Below are 13,897 nucleotides of genomic sequence, written 5' to 3' on the forward strand. Positions count from 1 at the left end.
GTTCGGTCCCCTGCCGTTCGCTGCCCGTGTCCGGTGCGGTCTTCTCCGCCGAGTCCTGGGATTCCGCCGCCCCGTCGGTCGTGGCCTTGCAGCGCCCACCGGCGAGCCGTCCGCCCACCGCCCCCAGCCGCAGCCCCAGCCGCCCGTCGACGGGACGGTCGCCATCCGCGCGCTGCGCGCCGGCGGCGGTGTGTCCCCCGGGCAGGCCGATGGACCGCTGTCCGTCCGGTCCATGACCCCCGGCGCATCCGCGGCACCCACCGCGCCCACGGCCCCGACCGCGCCCGCACAGCCCCAGCCGCAGACCCCGGGCCGGCGCCACCCGCAGCCACAGGCGCCCGTCCAGCCGCAGCCGCAGGTGCCCGCGCAGGCCCAGCGGCCAGTCACCAACGGCCCCGGTGGCGGCTCCGCCTCCTGGGCGCAGCAGGTCCACCGGCTTGCCCAGCCCGGACCCGTGTCCGCCGCCGAGCAGCCCGTCGTGCCCTGGAAGCCGCCGGTCAACGACCCGTTCCTGCAGGCAGCCCAGGCCCAGGCGGCGGCCCGTCCCGCCTCGCTAGGCAAGCGGTTCGCCGCCCGGCTGATCGACGCCCTGCTGCTCGGAGCGCTCGTAGGCGCCGTCGCCGTACCCGTCGTGTCCCAGGCGCGTGCCCATGTCGACGACAAGATCGAGGCGGCGAAGCAGTCGGGCGAGACGGTCACCGTCTGGCTGGTCGACTCCACCACCGTGGGCCACCTCGGCATCATCCTCGGCGCGCTGCTGGTCCTCGGTGTGCTGTACGAGGCGCTGCCGACGGCGAAGTGGGGCCGCACCCTCGGCAAGCAGCTCTGCGGGCTCACGGTCTGGGACATCGAGTCCCACGAGCCCCCGTCCTTCGGGGCCGCTCTGCGCCGCTGGCTCGTCTACAGCGTGCTCGGCGTGATCGCGCTCGGGGTGCTCAATGTGCTGTGGTGCCTGTTCGACCGCCCGTGGCGGCAGTGCTGGCACGACAAGGCGGCGCACACCTTTGTGACCGGCTGACCGCGTTCCCCCGAACGGCGTGCGAGCCGTTGCGGGGGCCATCGGGGCGCGGTGCACTGCCCCCATGAGCAACAACCATCCGCCGCCCGGCCAGCCGCCCGAGGACGACCCCTTCCTCAAGAAGCCGCAGGAACCCACACCGCCGTCGGCGGGCGGTCCTGAGGAGCCCCCGCCTCCGGGTGGACCGCCGCCACCCGGCCCCCCGTACGGCTCTCCACCGGGTGACTCCGATCCGTACGGCGGCGGTGGCGGCCAGCCCCCGCCGCGCGGTCCGAACGCCTACGGAGGGGCGTACGGCGGCGCGGACCCGCTCGCCGGGATGCCGCCGCTCGCGGACTTCGGCAGGCGGGTCCTGGCCCGCCTGATCGACGTGCTGATCGTCCTCGTGCCGCTCTTCCTGATTTCTCTGGCCTTCGGAGGCTGGAACGGCACGACGGGCAACGGCGACAGCTGGGACGAGATCACCGACCAGGTGAACACCGGCAGGCAGTGGATCTGGTCGCTGGTCTCCCTGGTCGCGTACGTCGGCTACGACACCGTGATGACCGCCAAGGGGCATGGTCAGACCGTTGGCAAGCGCCTGATGAAGATTCGGGTCGCCATGCTCAACGACGGCAGCGCGCCGGACATGAGCTCCTCACTGATGCGCGCCGTGGTGCTCTGGGTGCCCGCTCTGGTCTGCTGCTTCTGCATCTGGTGGCTCGTCATCATCGTGACGATCCTGGCCGACAAGCCGTATAAGCAGGGACTGCACGACAAGGCGGGCAAGACGGTCGTGGTGTCAGCGTCGTAGTGAGGGCTCGGAGACCCTGGCCTCGGCGCCCGCGTGCGCGCGTGACGGGTGCACCCGGGTGGTGAGCCCGTCGGCCGACGCTGCCGAGGCGGCAGGGGCGGAAACGCCGGCGGCGGCATGGTTCGTACGGACCGTGCGCGCCGCCTTCGCCGTCCTCGCTCCCGGTGCGGTCCTGCCCATCGGCAGAGCGACCGCGACCACCAGGCCGAGCGCCATCGATGCGACGCCTATGGCGGCGACACCGATGCCGTTGGTGGCACGGGTGAGAAGCAGCAGGGCGAGGGTCGAGAAGACGACTGTGGCCGAACCGTAGGCGAGCTGTGCGGCAGTGGGACGCGGCATGACGGTATCCGTCCTCGGGACATGGTCAGGGGGTGTCTCTCAACGCGGTCGCACTCTCAGAATGACTCTACGACGGTGGATGCCCGGGAGGAACCGGCGGTAAGCGTGACCTAACACGCGGTGCCGGTGCATGGGGGGCGCACAGAGTCATTCGCTCGCCCAACTACCCATCCGGTGCGCCCGTCGTCCGATTGCTCGTTGTCCGGATACCGGAACTGGTCTCGCGCATAGTGCAGTTGGTGTGCTCAAGTCAAGGACTGTCTTTTCTTCTACAACTCCGGTCGAATGTCGTCACTTGTGACGCGACACCGCGCGCGGACGACCCCACATCCGGTCCGTTGCGACGGACCGCGGGGGAGGACAGCATCAAGTGACCACCAACCGACGGACGATCAGAGCGTCCGCGGTGCTCGCGGCCCTGGCCGTGACAACCGCGTCGGCCTCGGCGTTCAGCAGCGCGCAGGCCGACAACCAGCCGTCGTCGGGCCCGGCAGCCATCGAGCGCCAGGACCCGGCGCCGCAGAAGGGCCAGGTCGAGCACGACCTCGAGGGCCCGTTCAGCAAGCAGCAGGAGCAGCAGCGCGAGGCCGCGCTGGAGCAGGTCATAGCCGGCGACGCGACCGTGCAGAAGCGCGGCGCGTCCAATGTCGTGAAGCTCGGCGACAAGAAGTACGTCGAGCTCGGCCGGGAGAAGACGGACAAGATCTTCACGATCCTGGTGGAATTCGGCGACAAGGTCGACGACACCACGATGTTCGACCCGGACGGCCCGGAGGGCCCCGAGGCCCCGGTCAAGAAGTACGGCGGCACGCCGGGCCCGCAGCACAACAAGATCGCCCAGCCGGACCGTAAGAACGACAACTCCACGGCCTGGCAGGCGGACTACAACCAGCAGCACTTCCAGGACCTGTACTTCGGCACCGGCAAGGACAAGACCGGTCAGCCGAAGAACTCCCTGAAGACCTACTACGAGAAGACCTCCTCGGGCCGTTACTCGGTCGACGGCGAGGTCTCCGACTGGGTCAAGGTCGACTACAACGAGGCCCGCTACGGCTCCAACTACTGCGGCGACAGCAACTGCGCCAACGTTTGGGACACGGTCAAGGACGGTGTCACCGCCTGGGCCGCCGACCAGAAGGCCAAGGGCCGTACCGACGCCCAGATCAAGGCGGACCTGGCCAAGTACGACCAGTGGGACCGCTACGACTTCGACAACGACGGGAACTTCAACGAGCCCGACGGCTACATCGACCACTTCCAGATCGTCCACGCGGGCGAGGACGAGTCGGCGGGCGGCGGCGCCGAGGGCACCAACGCCCTGTGGGCCCACCGCTGGTACGCGTACGGCACCGACGCGGGCAGGACCGGCCCGGCGAACAACAAGGCCGGCGGCACCCAGATCGGCTCCACCGGCATCTGGGTCGGCGACTACACCATGCAGCCCGAGAACGGCGGCCTCGGTGTCTTCGCGCACGAGTACGGTCACGACCTCGGTCTGCCCGACCACTACGACACCTCGGGCAGGGGCGAGAACTCGACCGGCTTCTGGACCCTGATGTCGTCCGGCTCCTGGCTCGGCACCGGCAAGGACTCCATCGGCGACCTGCCGGGCGACATGACCGCCTGGGACAAGCTGCAGCTGGGCTGGCTCAACTACACCAAGGGCAAGGCGGGGACGAAGTCCACGCACAAGCTGGGTGTGGCGGCGTACAACACCAAGAACCCGCAGGCGCTCGTCGTCGAGCTGCCGAAGAAGCCGGTCACCACGACTGTCGTGAAGCCTTCCGAGGGCTCCAAGCAGTGGTGGAGCGACATGGGTGACGACCTCAAGAACACCCTGTCCCGCCCGGTCGACCTCACCGGCAAGTCCAAGGCGTCCCTGGAGCTTTCGGGCTGGTGGGACATCGAAGCCAACTACGACTACCTCTACGCCGAGGTGTCGACGGACGGCGGCGCCAACTGGACGCCCGTGGACGGCACAGCGGACGGCAAGCCGATCAGCCGCGACGCGGGCGACAAGCCGGCGCTGACCGGTGCGTCGGGCGCGTACAAGAAGCTGGCGTACCCGCTGGACGCGTTCGCGGGCAAGAAGGTCGACGTCCGCTTCCGCTACCAGACGGACGGCGGCGCGGGCGGCAAGGGCTTCGCGGCGGACGCGCTGAGCGTGGTCGCGGACGGCCAGGCGCTGTTCACCGACAACGCCGAGGGCGACGACGCGGGCTGGACCTCGAAGGGCTTCTCGCGCATCGGTGAGTCCTTCACCAAGGAGTACGAGCAGTACTACCTGGCCGAGAACCGGCAGTACGTTTCGTACGACAAGACGCTGAAGGTCGGCCCGTACAACTTCGGCTTCAAGGCGCCGTTGGACTCCTGGGTCGAGCACTACCCGTACCAGAACGGCCTGTTGATCTGGCTCTGGGACACCTCGCAGAAGGACAACAACACCAGCCAGCACCCGGGCCGTGGCCTGGTCCTGCCGGTGGACGCGCACCCGCAGGCCCTGAAGTGGGCGGACGGCGTGCTGCTGCGGAACAGGATCCAGGCCTTCGACTCGTCCTTCAGCCTGTGGCCGACCGACGGCTTCACGCTGCACAAGGCGGATGTGGGGCTCCGGGTCAAGCCGCAGCCGGGCAACCCGGTCTTCGATGACCGCAAGGGCGTGTACTGGTTCGCCGAGAACCCGACGGCGGGCGTTCAGGTAACTGACACCAACACCAAGATCTCGATCGTGAGCGAGCCGCGGAACGGCCAAACGATCACAGTCAAGGTTGGTCCGTCGACCAAGTAATTCTCGTTTTAGCAGGTCAGAGCATGATCGGCCGTCGCCCTCTAGCGGGCGGCGGCCGATCGTGTTTAGGTGCGTCTTGCCAGGTCCTTATTGACACGCCATCTCACGGGGGAGTGGTTCCGCATGCCCGGCGGAGGTTTTTGCAAGCTGCCGAACGGCAGCGTGGTCGTCGCGCTCAGCCTGCCGAGCCCGGTGGGCGACGGCAGCCAGGTCCGCTTTCTGGTCCACGCGGCGAACCGCGCGAGGGCGCTGACGCGGCTGCGGAATCAGGGCCTGCGGGCGGTGTATCTGCGGGGCAACGCGGAACCGCCGACCCCGGACGAGGTCACGGCGGTGCTGCACCACCCGGACGGCCTGGTGTGGCGCGCGACGCCGGAGGACCGTGTGGAGCTGTGGCACCCGATACGGGCCCTGCTCAGCCCGGTGGCGGGCACCTGACGGCGCGACTTCAAGCCCCGCCGGCGATTGAGGCGCGGGGGTCCGGGGGGTGGAGCCCCCGGTCAGACCACCGGCTTGCCGGACAGCTCCACGCCCGCCGCCCGCAACTCCTCCAGCGCCTTCTCCGTCGTCTCCTCGGAGACCCCCGCCGTCAGGTCGAGCAGCACATGCGTCGTGAAGCCCTCCCGCGCCGCGTCCAGCGCCGTCGCCCGTACGCAGTGGTCCGTCGCGATGCCGACCACGTCGACCTCGGAGACCTCACGCGCCCGCAGCCACGCCGCCAGCGTCGTGCCGTTCTCGTCCGCGCCCTCGAAGCCGCTGTACGCAGCCGCGTACGCGCCCTTGTCGAAGACCGCGTCGATCGCGCCCGACGCGACCGCCGGCGCGAAGTTCGGATGGAAGCCCACGCCCTCCGTGCCGGCGACGCAGTGGGGCGGCCACGACCTGACGTAGTCAGGGTGCTCCGAGAAGTGGTCGCCCGGCTCGATGTGGTGGTCGCGGGTGGCGACGACATGGCGGTAACCCGCCTGGGCCTGTCCCACCAGGTCCGTGATGGCGGCAGCGACTTCGGCACCCCCCGCCACCGCGAGGCTGCCGCCCTCGCAGAAGTCGTTCTGAACGTCCACGACGATCAAGGCGCGGTGCATGGCGGGTGTCCTTCGATGGGGGGTTCGGCGGAAAGCCTGCGGGTGACGAGCGGATGTACTGAGCCTAGAGACTCCGGCCGCCTTGCGGGAGAGGGCTTCAGGCGGCGTTCACGCGGACCGGGTCATACGTACTCCGTGGGCAGGACCGGCTCGCCCCTCGACAACTGCATCGCCGACATCGGCAGCCCCGCCCGCACCGCGAAATGCCGCTCGCGCACCGCGTCCAGCGGCTCGCGGGCGACGACCTCGCCGCCCTTGACCAGCTCCACCAGCAGCTGCCGGTCCACCAAGTCGGACGGCACCGTGTCGACGCAGATGACCTCCGCCTCGGCGACCCCGTCCGCGTCCAGCCGGCGTGCGGCCCACTTGCGGCCGCCGATGGAGGTCTTGCCGCCCTGCGACTTCTTCGCGACCGGCAGCAGCGGAGCATTGGGATCGGCGGACTCGGACCTGGCGACCAGCTTGTAGACCATCGAGCAGGTGGGGTGCCCGCTGCCGGTGACCAGCTGGGTTCCCACGCCGTACGCGTCCACCGGCGCCGCGGCCAGCGAGGCGATGGCGTACTCGTCCAGGTCCGAGGTGACCACGATCTTGGTGCGGGTCGCCCCGAGCTCGTCCAGCTGCTGCCGCACCCGGTGGGCGACCAGCAGCAGGTCGCCGGAGTCGATGCGTACGGCACCGAGCTCGGGACCGGCGATCTCCACCGCGGTACGGACGGCCCCGGCCACGTCGTAGGTGTCGACCAGCAGCGTCGTGCCCCGCCCGAGCGAGTCGACCTGTGCCTGGAAGGCGTCGCGCTCGCTGTCGTGCAGCAGGGTGAAGGCGTGCGCGCTGGTGCCCACCGTCGGAATGGCGTAGCGGAAGCCCGCCGCCAGGTCGGAGGTCGAATTGAAGCCGCCGACGTAAGCCGCGCGGGCCGACGCGACCGCGGAGAGCTCGTGCGTACGCCGTGCGCCCATCTCGATCAGCCCGCGCCCGCCCGCGGCCGTCGACATCCGGGAGGCCGCGGCCGCGATCGCCGAGTCGTGGTTGAGGATCGACAGGACGACGGTCTCGAGCAGCACGCACTCGGCGAAGGTGCCCTCCACCCGCAGGATGGGCGAGCCCGGAAAGTAGACCTCGCCCTCCGGATAGCCCCAGATGTCGCCGCTGAAGCGGTACGAGGCGAGCCACCGCAGGGTCGGCTCGTCGACGATCTTCTGCTCTCTCAGAAAGCTCAGCACGCCCGCGTCGAAGCGGAAGTTCTCGACGGCGTCGAGTACCCGGCCGGTGCCCGCCACGACGCCGTAGCGCCGGCCCTCGGGGAGCCTGCGGGTGAAGACCTCGAAGACGGATCGACGATCGGCGGTGCCGGACTTCAGTGCAGCCTGGAGCATCGTGAGCTCGTACTGGTCGGTGAAGAGCGCCGTCGACGGAACGTCCACCGGCAGCCCATGGTCCGCAGGGTTCATACGCCGGATGCTATCGCACATCTCGTCAGAGTGACGAGATGTGCGGGTCGTTTGTGCGATGAGCCCCCTTGGGTGGCAGCATGGACCAGGTGAGTGTTGCTCCCACAGAGATCGAACGCCCTGAGGCGGCGGAGGAGACCTTCGCCGTGCCCGAGCCCGACGTGCCGTGGGTGACGCTCGTCCACAACGACCCGGTCAACCTGATGAGCTACGTCACCTATGTCTTCCAGGCCTATTTCGGCTACTCCAAGGACAAGGCGCACAAGCTGATGCTCGACGTACATCACAAGGGACGCGCCGTCGTCTCCAGCGGCAGCCGCGAGGAGATGGAGCGTGATGTGCAGGCGATGCACGGTTACGGGCTGTGGGCGACGCTGTCCCAGGACCGCTTCTGATGGCCGGGCACTTCGAGGCGATTCCCGGCGGCGGCGGCGCTGCTGTCGCGCTCGACGAGGTCGAGATCTCCATCCTGCGCTCGCTGGCCGTACAGCTGCTTGAGCTGATCGGGCCGGGCGACGAGCCGGTGGAAGGCGAGGATCCGCTGGCCGCGCTGTTCTCGGAGGGGCCGAGCGAGCCACCGACCGACCCGGCGCTGGCCCGCCTCTTCCCGGAGGCGTACGCAGGTCCCGGCGCCGACATAGAGGACGAGGAACTCCTTGCCGCGTCCTCGGAGTTCAGGCGCTTCACCGAGAACGACCTGCGCTCCCGCAAGCGCGACGACGCGCTCGCGGTCGTCCGCACCCTCGACTCGCTGGCCTCGGCCGGCGAAGGTGGCGCCGTCCTGAAGCTGACCGCCGACGACTGCCTGCACTGGCTCGGCGCGCTCAACGACCTGCGGCTGACCATCGGCACCCGTCTGGAGGTCAGCGACGAGGACGAGAACGGCGAGCTGTACCGGCTGCCCGACTCCGACCCGCGCAAGCCGATGGTGATGGCGTATCTCTGGCTCGGCGCGCTCCAGGAGACACTCGTCGAGACCCTGATGTCCTGAGCTCCGAAGTCCTGGGCGCTGATGTCCTGAGCCCTGGTGTCCCGAGATGTCCATTTGGACGCCATTAAGTGTTCGCTCAACGGACACTCAAATCCGGATAACGATCCCGTCACCGCAGCGGCATGGATTGCGGTGTCGAGGAACTTTTTGTCCACTTCTTCGTGTGGCGTGTGCCACGTCTCCTGGGTTGATCAATGTTGCCGGCGTGATAAATCTTCACGACCGCCTGCGGGACGCCACCCATGTCCCCAGGGGCGCTTGGCCGGCTGACCGCCGGTAGCACTCCATTCACATCCGGGGGGATCAGGACCTGGTCCGCAGTCGCGCGGCAGTTGCGGCGGACGCGGACCAGCATGGAGAAAGGGCGCATCACCATGACCTCACTGCAGGTCGACGAGCACGACGGCAATGAGGCTGCGGGGTCCGCGGCAGGCGCGGACGAGGGCTACCAGCGCGGACTGGGTGCTCGTCAGATCCAGATGATCGCGATCGGCGGGGCCATCGGCACCGGCCTCTTCCTCGGCGCGGGAAAGGGCATCTCCAAGGCCGGCCCCAGCCTCATCCTGGCCTACGCCATCGCGGGCCTGGTCATCTTCTTCATCATGCGGGCCCTGGGTGAACTGCTCATGTACCGCCCGGTTTCGGGGTCCTTCTCCGAGTACGCGCGGGAGTTCGTCGGTCCCTTCGCGGGCTTCGTCACCGGCTGGACGTACTGGCTCTTCTGGGTCGTCACCGGCATCACCGAGGTCACCGCGGCCGCCACGTACATGACGTACTGGTGGGACATTCCGCAATGGCTCTCCGCGCTGGTGTTCACCGTCATCCTCTACGGCGCGAACCTCATCTCCGTGAAGCTCTTCGGTGAGCTGGAGTTCTGGTTCTCGATGGTCAAGGTGACGGCCATCATCGGCATGATCCTGATCTGCGCCGGTGTGCTCACGATCGGCTTCTCCGACGCCGGTGACACCGCGTCCGTCACCCACCTGTGGGCCGACGGCGGCTTCTTCCCCAAGGGCCTCGGCGGCACGCTGATGACCCTGCAGCTCGTGATGTTCGCCTTCCTCGCGGTCGAACTGGTCGGCGTCACCGCCGGCGAGTCCAAGGACCCGGAAAAGACCCTCCCCAAGGCCATCAACACCGTTCCGTGGCGTATCGCCGTCTTCTACGTCGGCGCGCTGATCATGATCCTGTCGGTGGTGCCCTGGACCCACTTCCAGCCGGGCATCTCGCCGTTCGTCGCCGCCTTCGAGAAGATGGGCCTCGGTATCGGCGCCGCCATCGTCAACTTCGTCGTGCTGACGGCCGCACTCTCCTCCTGCAACTCCGGTATGTACTCCACCGGCCGCATGCTGCGCGACCTGGCGCTCAACGGGCAGGGCCCGAAGGCCTTCACCAAGCTGACGAAGAACGGCCTGCCGCTGATCGGCACGACCTTCTCCGCCGCGCTGATGCTGGTCGGCGTCTGGATCAACTACAAGGCTCCCGGCGAGGCGTTCAACTACGTCGTCTCCTTCGCGACCATCTCCGGCATGTGGGCCTGGATCATGATCCTGGTCAGCCAGATCCGCTACCGCGCCAGGGCGGACCGCGGTGAGCTGCCGCAGTCGACCTTCAAGGCGCCCGGCGCCCCGTACACCAGCTGGTTCGCGCTGCTCTTCATCGGCATGGTCATCGTGATGATGGGCATCGACAAGGACGCGCGGATCTCGCTGTACTGCGCGCCGCTGTGGGGCCTGCTCCTCGCCGTGACGTACCTGGTCCTGAAGAAGCGCGACCCGCAGGGCGCGGCCTTCGCCAAGCGCTGACCGCAGGCGGCTGAGGTCCATCATCCGGGCCGGTCCGTACCACCCTCGGTGCGGGCCGGCCCTTCTGCTTATCCTGTCGCTCATGCTGACCCTCACCCAGGCTCTGTTCGACCAGATCGTGGCGCACGCCCGCGCCGACCACCCCGACGAGGCCTGCGGCATGGTCGCGGGCCCAGAGGGCAGCGGCCGCCCCGAGCGCTTCATCCCGATGCTGAACGCCGCCCGCTCGCCCACGTTCTACGAGTTCGACTCGGCGGACCTGCTGAAGCTCTACCGGGAGCTGGACGACCGCGACGAGGAGCCGGTGATCATCTACCACTCGCACACGGCGACCGAGGCGTACCCGTCCCGTACGGACATTTCGTACGCCAACGAGCCGGGCGCACACTACGTCCTGGTCTCCACGGCCGACACCGATGACGCGGGCCCCTTCCAGTTCCGCTCCTTCCGCATCGTGGAGGGCGAGGTCACCGAGGAAGAGATCAAGGTCGTACAGGCTTACTGAGCGCGGCCTTCCCGCCGCGGCACCACCCGTGGACCGCATGCTGAGCAGAGCACGTCCATCATGCGAGATCGGATTCCGGAACCCGGACGGGGAATCGTTACGATGACCGCATGGTTCCCCATGACGTGAGCGACAAGACGCCGAGCGCCCTGCTGCTCGTGGCGCGGCTGCACGTCGACCTGTGCCGCCTCGCCAGCGCGATGTGTACGACCCGCGCTGCGTCCTGACCGCTGAGGCCGTCGTGAACCACGGCCTCACGGCCCGAGCGCAGTGCACCCGCACCACCCCCTCGCGCGGGGGGACAGGGCCGCGCGCCCCTTGTGCCACCCCCGCCAACTCCCGAAAACAGGAGCCCATGTCATGGCCATCGAGGTCCGCATCCCGACCATCCTCCGCACCTACACCGGCGGTGCCAAGGCCGTCGAGGGCAGCGGGGAAACCCTCGCCGAGCTCTTCGCCGACCTCGAGTCCCGCCACAACGGCATCCGGGAGCGACTCATCGACAAGGCGAACGGCGACCAGCTGCGCCGCTTCGTGAACGTCTATCTGAACGACGAGGACGTCCGCTTCCTGGACGGCATCTCCACCAAGCTCGCCGACGGCGACAGCGTCACGATCCTCCCGGCCGTCGCGGGCGGCATGGTCTGATGCGTTACGACTCCCCGCTCGCGGCGGTCGGCAACACCCCGCTGGTCCGCCTGCCGCGGCTGTCCCCGTCGGACGAGGTCCGAATCTGGGCGAAGCTGGAGGACCGCAACCCGACCGGCTCGATCAAGGACCGCCCGGCGCTCCACATGATCGAACAGGCGGAGAAGGACGGCCGCCTGACGCCGGGCTGCACGATTCTGGAGCCGACCTCCGGCAACACCGGCATCTCGCTGGCGATGGCGGCGAAGCTCAAGGGCTACCGCATCGTGTGCGTGATGCCGGAGAACACGAGCGAGGAGCGCCGTCAACTGCTGGCGATGTGGGGCGCGGAGATCATCTCGTCGCCCGCGGCGGGCGGCTCCAACACGGCGGTACGGGTCGCCAAGGAGCTGTCGGGACAGAACCCTTCCTGGGTGATGCTCTATCAGTACGGCAACCCGGACAACGCGGGCGCGCACTACGCCACGACGGGCCCGGAGATCCTGGCGGACCTGCCCTCCATCACCCACTTCGTGGCGGGCCTGGGTACCACCGGCACGCTGATGGGGGTGGGCCGTTACCTGCGCGAACACGTCCCGGGCATTCGCATCGTTGCCGCGGAGCCGCGCTACGACGACCTGGTCTACGGCCTCAGGAACCTGGACGAGGGCTTCGTCCCCGAGCTGTACGACGCGTCCGTCCTGACGACCCGCTTCTCGGTGGGTTCGGCGGACGCGGTCACCCGCACCCGCGAACTCCTCCAGCAGGAGGGCATCTTCGCGGGCGTCTCCACCGGGGCGGCGCTGCACGCGGCGATCGGCGTCGGCAAGAAGGCGATGAAGGCGGGCGAGCAGGCGGACATCGTCTTCGTGGTCGCGGACGGCGGCTGGAAATACCTGTCGACGGGCGTCTACACGGCCCCCACGACAGAGGCGGCCATCGAAGCACTGCAGGGCCAGCTCTGGGCGTAGGAGCCCCAGCCGACGCTGCGAGTACGTGGGGGCGCGAGCCCCCACGTACCCCCGGTCACGCCGCCAGATGCCGCACCTGGTCCCAGACCGTCGGGTCCAGCACCCCCACCCTTCGGCGGAACTCCTCCACCCCCACATCGCGCAGCTCGTCCGTCTCCAGAAAGCTCGGCCGCCCCCGCGCGTCGCCCACCGTCCCCGGCGGCAGTGAGATCACGCCCTGACTCTCGTCGTGGTACTTGCTCGTGATCTTCGCGACCTGCGCCGTCCCGCCCCGTACCGACAGCACCAGGCAGGGCCTGTCCTTCGACCCGGGGCCGTCCTCGTACGGGACCTCCGCCCACCAGATCTCGCCCGGCCGCGGGCGCCGCTTCGGGCTGCGCCGGGGGCCCGTCGGGCGGCCCGGCGGGCGAGTGCGGCCGCCCGGGCGGCGGGACGCGGTCCGGCCGCGCCCGTCCGTCACCGTGGCGACCAGCGCGATCACCACCACGGCGAGCACCGCGAGCCACCACGACGTGTCCATACCCCAGACGGTACCGGCGCGCCGCCACACACGCGCGCTCCGTCCGAACCGGTGACAGAGCAGGTGAGTTCCCCCACAACGCCCCGCCACCGAGGAGCGTCCGGCCCTTTTGCGCCTTACGCTCGACAGACCGCACGACCCTCTCCCAGCCCTCCCCGTCAACGGAGGTTCAAGCTTCATGAAGCTCACCGTCGTCGGCTGCTCGGGGTCGTTTCCGTCCGCGGAATCGGCCTGCTCGAGCTACCTCGTAGAGGCCGACGGCTTCCGGCTGCTTCTCGACATGGGCAACGGCGCCCTCGGCGAGCTGCAGCGCCACATCGGTCTCTACGACCTCGATGCGATCTTCCTCAGCCACCTTCACGCGGATCACTGCATCGACATGTGCGGGTACTTCGTGGCCCGCTACTACCGCCACGATGGCGGCCGCTGCGACGCCCTCCCGGTCTACGGCCCGGAAGGCACCGAGCAGCGCCTGACCACTGCGTACGCGGACACCCCCTCCGCCACCGCCATGAGCGAGGTTTTCGACTTTCGCACACTGAAGGCGGGCAGCTTCCACATCGGCCCGTTCTCCGTCCGTACGGAGAAGGTGAGACACCCCGTGGAGGCATACGGCATCCGCTTGGAGCACGCCGGCACGTCGCTGACGTACTCCGGCGACACCGGCGTCAGCGAGACCCTGCACGAACTCGCCGACGGCGCCGATCTGTTCCTCTGCGAGGCCTCCTTCACGCACGGCAAGGAGGACGTCCCCGACCTCCACCTCAACGGCCGCGAGGCAGGCGCACACGCCCAGCGCGCGAACGTCGGCCGGCTCGTGCTCACCCACATCCCGCCGTGGACGGACGGGCAGCAGAATCTGGCGGACGCCCGCGTGGTCTACGGCGGCCCTGCCGGACTGGCCGCCCCGGGCGCGGTCTACGAGATCTGAACCCAGAAAGGCGAGCGCGGGCAGCGCACCGGCAGCCACCGCGGCCGCGCCGCGCCACCGAGGGGACGAC

General features: G+C 69.1%; 16 protein-coding genes. 12 read left to right on the forward strand and 4 right to left on the reverse strand.

Annotation, left to right across the window (positions count from 1 at the left end; translation table 11 throughout):
- Positions 1-1,018 (forward strand): RDD family protein (locus ACWDO5_RS32685; RefSeq protein WP_450534172.1); only part of this gene is annotated, 1,018 nt, incomplete at its 5' end.
- Positions 1,019-1,082: 64 nt separating this feature from the next.
- Entirely contained in the window at positions 1,083-1,811 is a 729-nt protein-coding gene (locus ACWDO5_RS32690) for an RDD family protein (RefSeq protein ID WP_450534174.1), read from the forward strand.
- Here ACWDO5_RS32690 and ACWDO5_RS32695 read toward each other — a convergent pair.
- Positions 1,800-2,153: a hypothetical protein gene (locus ACWDO5_RS32695; RefSeq protein WP_450534176.1), complete on the reverse strand. Its 354-nt coding sequence runs from the start codon at positions 2,151-2,153 to the stop codon at positions 1,800-1,802. The two genes, ACWDO5_RS32690 and ACWDO5_RS32695, sit on opposite strands and share 12 nt — an antisense overlap.
- Before the next feature lie 370 nt (positions 2,154-2,523).
- On the opposite strand from ACWDO5_RS32695, the gene ACWDO5_RS32700 reads away from it, so the two are divergent.
- Both ACWDO5_RS32700 and ACWDO5_RS32705 read left to right on the forward strand, forming a co-directional pair.
- Positions 2,524-4,941 (forward strand): immune inhibitor A domain-containing protein, encoded by a 2,418-nt coding sequence (locus ACWDO5_RS32700; RefSeq protein WP_450534177.1) that lies wholly within the window; start codon positions 2,524-2,526, stop codon positions 4,939-4,941.
- 123 nt (positions 4,942-5,064) lie between these two features.
- Positions 5,065-5,379: a hypothetical protein gene (locus ACWDO5_RS32705; protein WP_450534178.1), complete on the forward strand. Its 315-nt coding sequence runs from the start codon at positions 5,065-5,067 to the stop codon at positions 5,377-5,379.
- Positions 5,380-5,441: 62 nt separating this feature from the next.
- On the opposite strand, the gene ACWDO5_RS32710 is transcribed toward ACWDO5_RS32705, so the two are convergent.
- Together ACWDO5_RS32710 and ACWDO5_RS32715 are read right to left on the reverse strand one after the other, a co-directional pair.
- A complete protein-coding gene (locus ACWDO5_RS32710; protein WP_450534180.1) occupies positions 5,442-6,026 on the reverse strand; it encodes an isochorismatase family protein in 585 nt (194 codons plus the stop codon).
- Between the two features lie 122 nt (positions 6,027-6,148).
- Entirely contained in the window at positions 6,149-7,477 is a 1,329-nt protein-coding gene (locus tag ACWDO5_RS32715; protein WP_450534181.1) for a nicotinate phosphoribosyltransferase, read from the reverse strand.
- 80 nt (positions 7,478-7,557) lie between these two features.
- Between ACWDO5_RS32715 and clpS the strand changes: the two genes are divergently transcribed.
- The 7 genes from clpS to ACWDO5_RS32750 all read left to right on the forward strand — a co-directional run bounded on the left by clpS (position 7,558) and on the right by ACWDO5_RS32750 (position 12,376).
- Entirely contained in the window at positions 7,558-7,872 is a 315-nt protein-coding gene (clpS, locus tag ACWDO5_RS32720; RefSeq protein ID WP_450534183.1) for an ATP-dependent Clp protease adapter ClpS, read from the forward strand.
- Positions 7,872-8,468, forward strand: a complete 597-nt coding sequence (locus ACWDO5_RS32725) for a DUF2017 domain-containing protein (protein WP_450534184.1) — start codon at positions 7,872-7,874, stop codon at positions 8,466-8,468. The genes clpS and ACWDO5_RS32725 overlap by 1 nt, the downstream gene beginning before the upstream one ends.
- A gap of 374 nt (positions 8,469-8,842) precedes the next feature.
- Positions 8,843-10,273 (forward strand): amino acid permease, encoded by a 1,431-nt coding sequence (locus ACWDO5_RS32730; RefSeq protein ID WP_450534185.1) that lies wholly within the window; start codon positions 8,843-8,845, stop codon positions 10,271-10,273.
- Between the two features lie 82 nt (positions 10,274-10,355).
- The gene (locus ACWDO5_RS32735; protein ID WP_450534186.1) at positions 10,356-10,778 is read left to right on the forward strand and encodes a Mov34/MPN/PAD-1 family protein; all 423 of its coding nucleotides are present in this window, start codon (positions 10,356-10,358) and stop codon (positions 10,776-10,778) included.
- A gap of 110 nt (positions 10,779-10,888) precedes the next feature.
- Positions 10,889-11,005 carry a putative leader peptide gene (locus ACWDO5_RS32740; protein WP_373430112.1) on the forward strand — a complete coding sequence of 39 codons (117 nt, stop codon included), beginning with the start codon at positions 10,889-10,891 and terminating at the stop codon, positions 11,003-11,005.
- Between the two features lie 133 nt (positions 11,006-11,138).
- Entirely contained in the window at positions 11,139-11,426 is a 288-nt protein-coding gene (locus tag ACWDO5_RS32745) for a MoaD/ThiS family protein (RefSeq protein ID WP_450534187.1), read from the forward strand.
- The gene (locus tag ACWDO5_RS32750; RefSeq protein WP_450534188.1) at positions 11,426-12,376 is read left to right on the forward strand and encodes a PLP-dependent cysteine synthase family protein; all 951 of its coding nucleotides are present in this window, start codon (positions 11,426-11,428) and stop codon (positions 12,374-12,376) included. The genes ACWDO5_RS32745 and ACWDO5_RS32750 overlap by 1 nt, the downstream gene beginning before the upstream one ends.
- 55 nt (positions 12,377-12,431) lie before the next feature.
- Here the strand turns inward: ACWDO5_RS32750 and ACWDO5_RS32755 are convergent, their stop codons facing one another.
- A complete protein-coding gene (locus ACWDO5_RS32755) occupies positions 12,432-12,896 on the reverse strand; it encodes a type II toxin-antitoxin system PemK/MazF family toxin (protein WP_450534189.1) in 465 nt (154 codons plus the stop codon).
- Positions 12,897-13,074: 178 nt separating this feature from the next.
- On the opposite strand from ACWDO5_RS32755, the gene ACWDO5_RS32760 reads away from it, so the two are divergent.
- Complete coding sequence (locus tag ACWDO5_RS32760) at positions 13,075-13,827, forward strand: MBL fold metallo-hydrolase (RefSeq protein ID WP_450534190.1); 753 nt, start codon at positions 13,075-13,077, stop codon at positions 13,825-13,827.
- Positions 13,828-13,897 lie beyond the last annotated feature (70 nt).

The sequence above is a fragment of the Streptomyces sp. NPDC000880 genome, from assembly GCF_053599675.1.

Excerpts from the sequence above, each read along its gene's own strand:
- ACWDO5_RS32690 (WP_450534174.1), top strand. The coding sequence starts at position 1,083 with ATGAGCAACAACCATCCGCCGCCCGGCCAGCCGCCCGAGGACGACCCC.
- ACWDO5_RS32695 (WP_450534176.1), bottom strand. The coding sequence starts at position 2,153 with ATGCCGCGTCCCACTGCCGCACAGCTCGCCTACGGTTCGGCCACAGTC.
- ACWDO5_RS32705 (WP_450534178.1), top strand. The coding sequence starts at position 5,065 with ATGCCCGGCGGAGGTTTTTGCAAGCTGCCGAACGGCAGCGTGGTCGTC.
- ACWDO5_RS32710 (WP_450534180.1), bottom strand. The coding sequence starts at position 6,026 with ATGCACCGCGCCTTGATCGTCGTGGACGTTCAGAACGACTTCTGCGAG.
- ACWDO5_RS32715 (WP_450534181.1), bottom strand. The coding sequence starts at position 7,477 with ATGAACCCTGCGGACCATGGGCTGCCGGTGGACGTTCCGTCGACGGCG.
- clpS (WP_450534183.1), top strand. The coding sequence starts at position 7,558 with ATGGACCAGGTGAGTGTTGCTCCCACAGAGATCGAACGCCCTGAGGCG.
- ACWDO5_RS32725 (WP_450534184.1), top strand. The coding sequence starts at position 7,872 with ATGGCCGGGCACTTCGAGGCGATTCCCGGCGGCGGCGGCGCTGCTGTC.
- ACWDO5_RS32730 (WP_450534185.1), top strand. The coding sequence starts at position 8,843 with ATGACCTCACTGCAGGTCGACGAGCACGACGGCAATGAGGCTGCGGGG.
- ACWDO5_RS32735 (WP_450534186.1), top strand. The coding sequence starts at position 10,356 with ATGCTGACCCTCACCCAGGCTCTGTTCGACCAGATCGTGGCGCACGCC.
- ACWDO5_RS32740 (WP_373430112.1), top strand. The coding sequence starts at position 10,889 with ATGGTTCCCCATGACGTGAGCGACAAGACGCCGAGCGCCCTGCTGCTC.
- ACWDO5_RS32745 (WP_450534187.1), top strand. The coding sequence starts at position 11,139 with ATGGCCATCGAGGTCCGCATCCCGACCATCCTCCGCACCTACACCGGC.
- ACWDO5_RS32750 (WP_450534188.1), top strand. The coding sequence starts at position 11,426 with ATGCGTTACGACTCCCCGCTCGCGGCGGTCGGCAACACCCCGCTGGTC.
- ACWDO5_RS32755 (WP_450534189.1), bottom strand. The coding sequence starts at position 12,896 with ATGGACACGTCGTGGTGGCTCGCGGTGCTCGCCGTGGTGGTGATCGCG.
- ACWDO5_RS32760 (WP_450534190.1), top strand. The coding sequence starts at position 13,075 with ATGAAGCTCACCGTCGTCGGCTGCTCGGGGTCGTTTCCGTCCGCGGAA.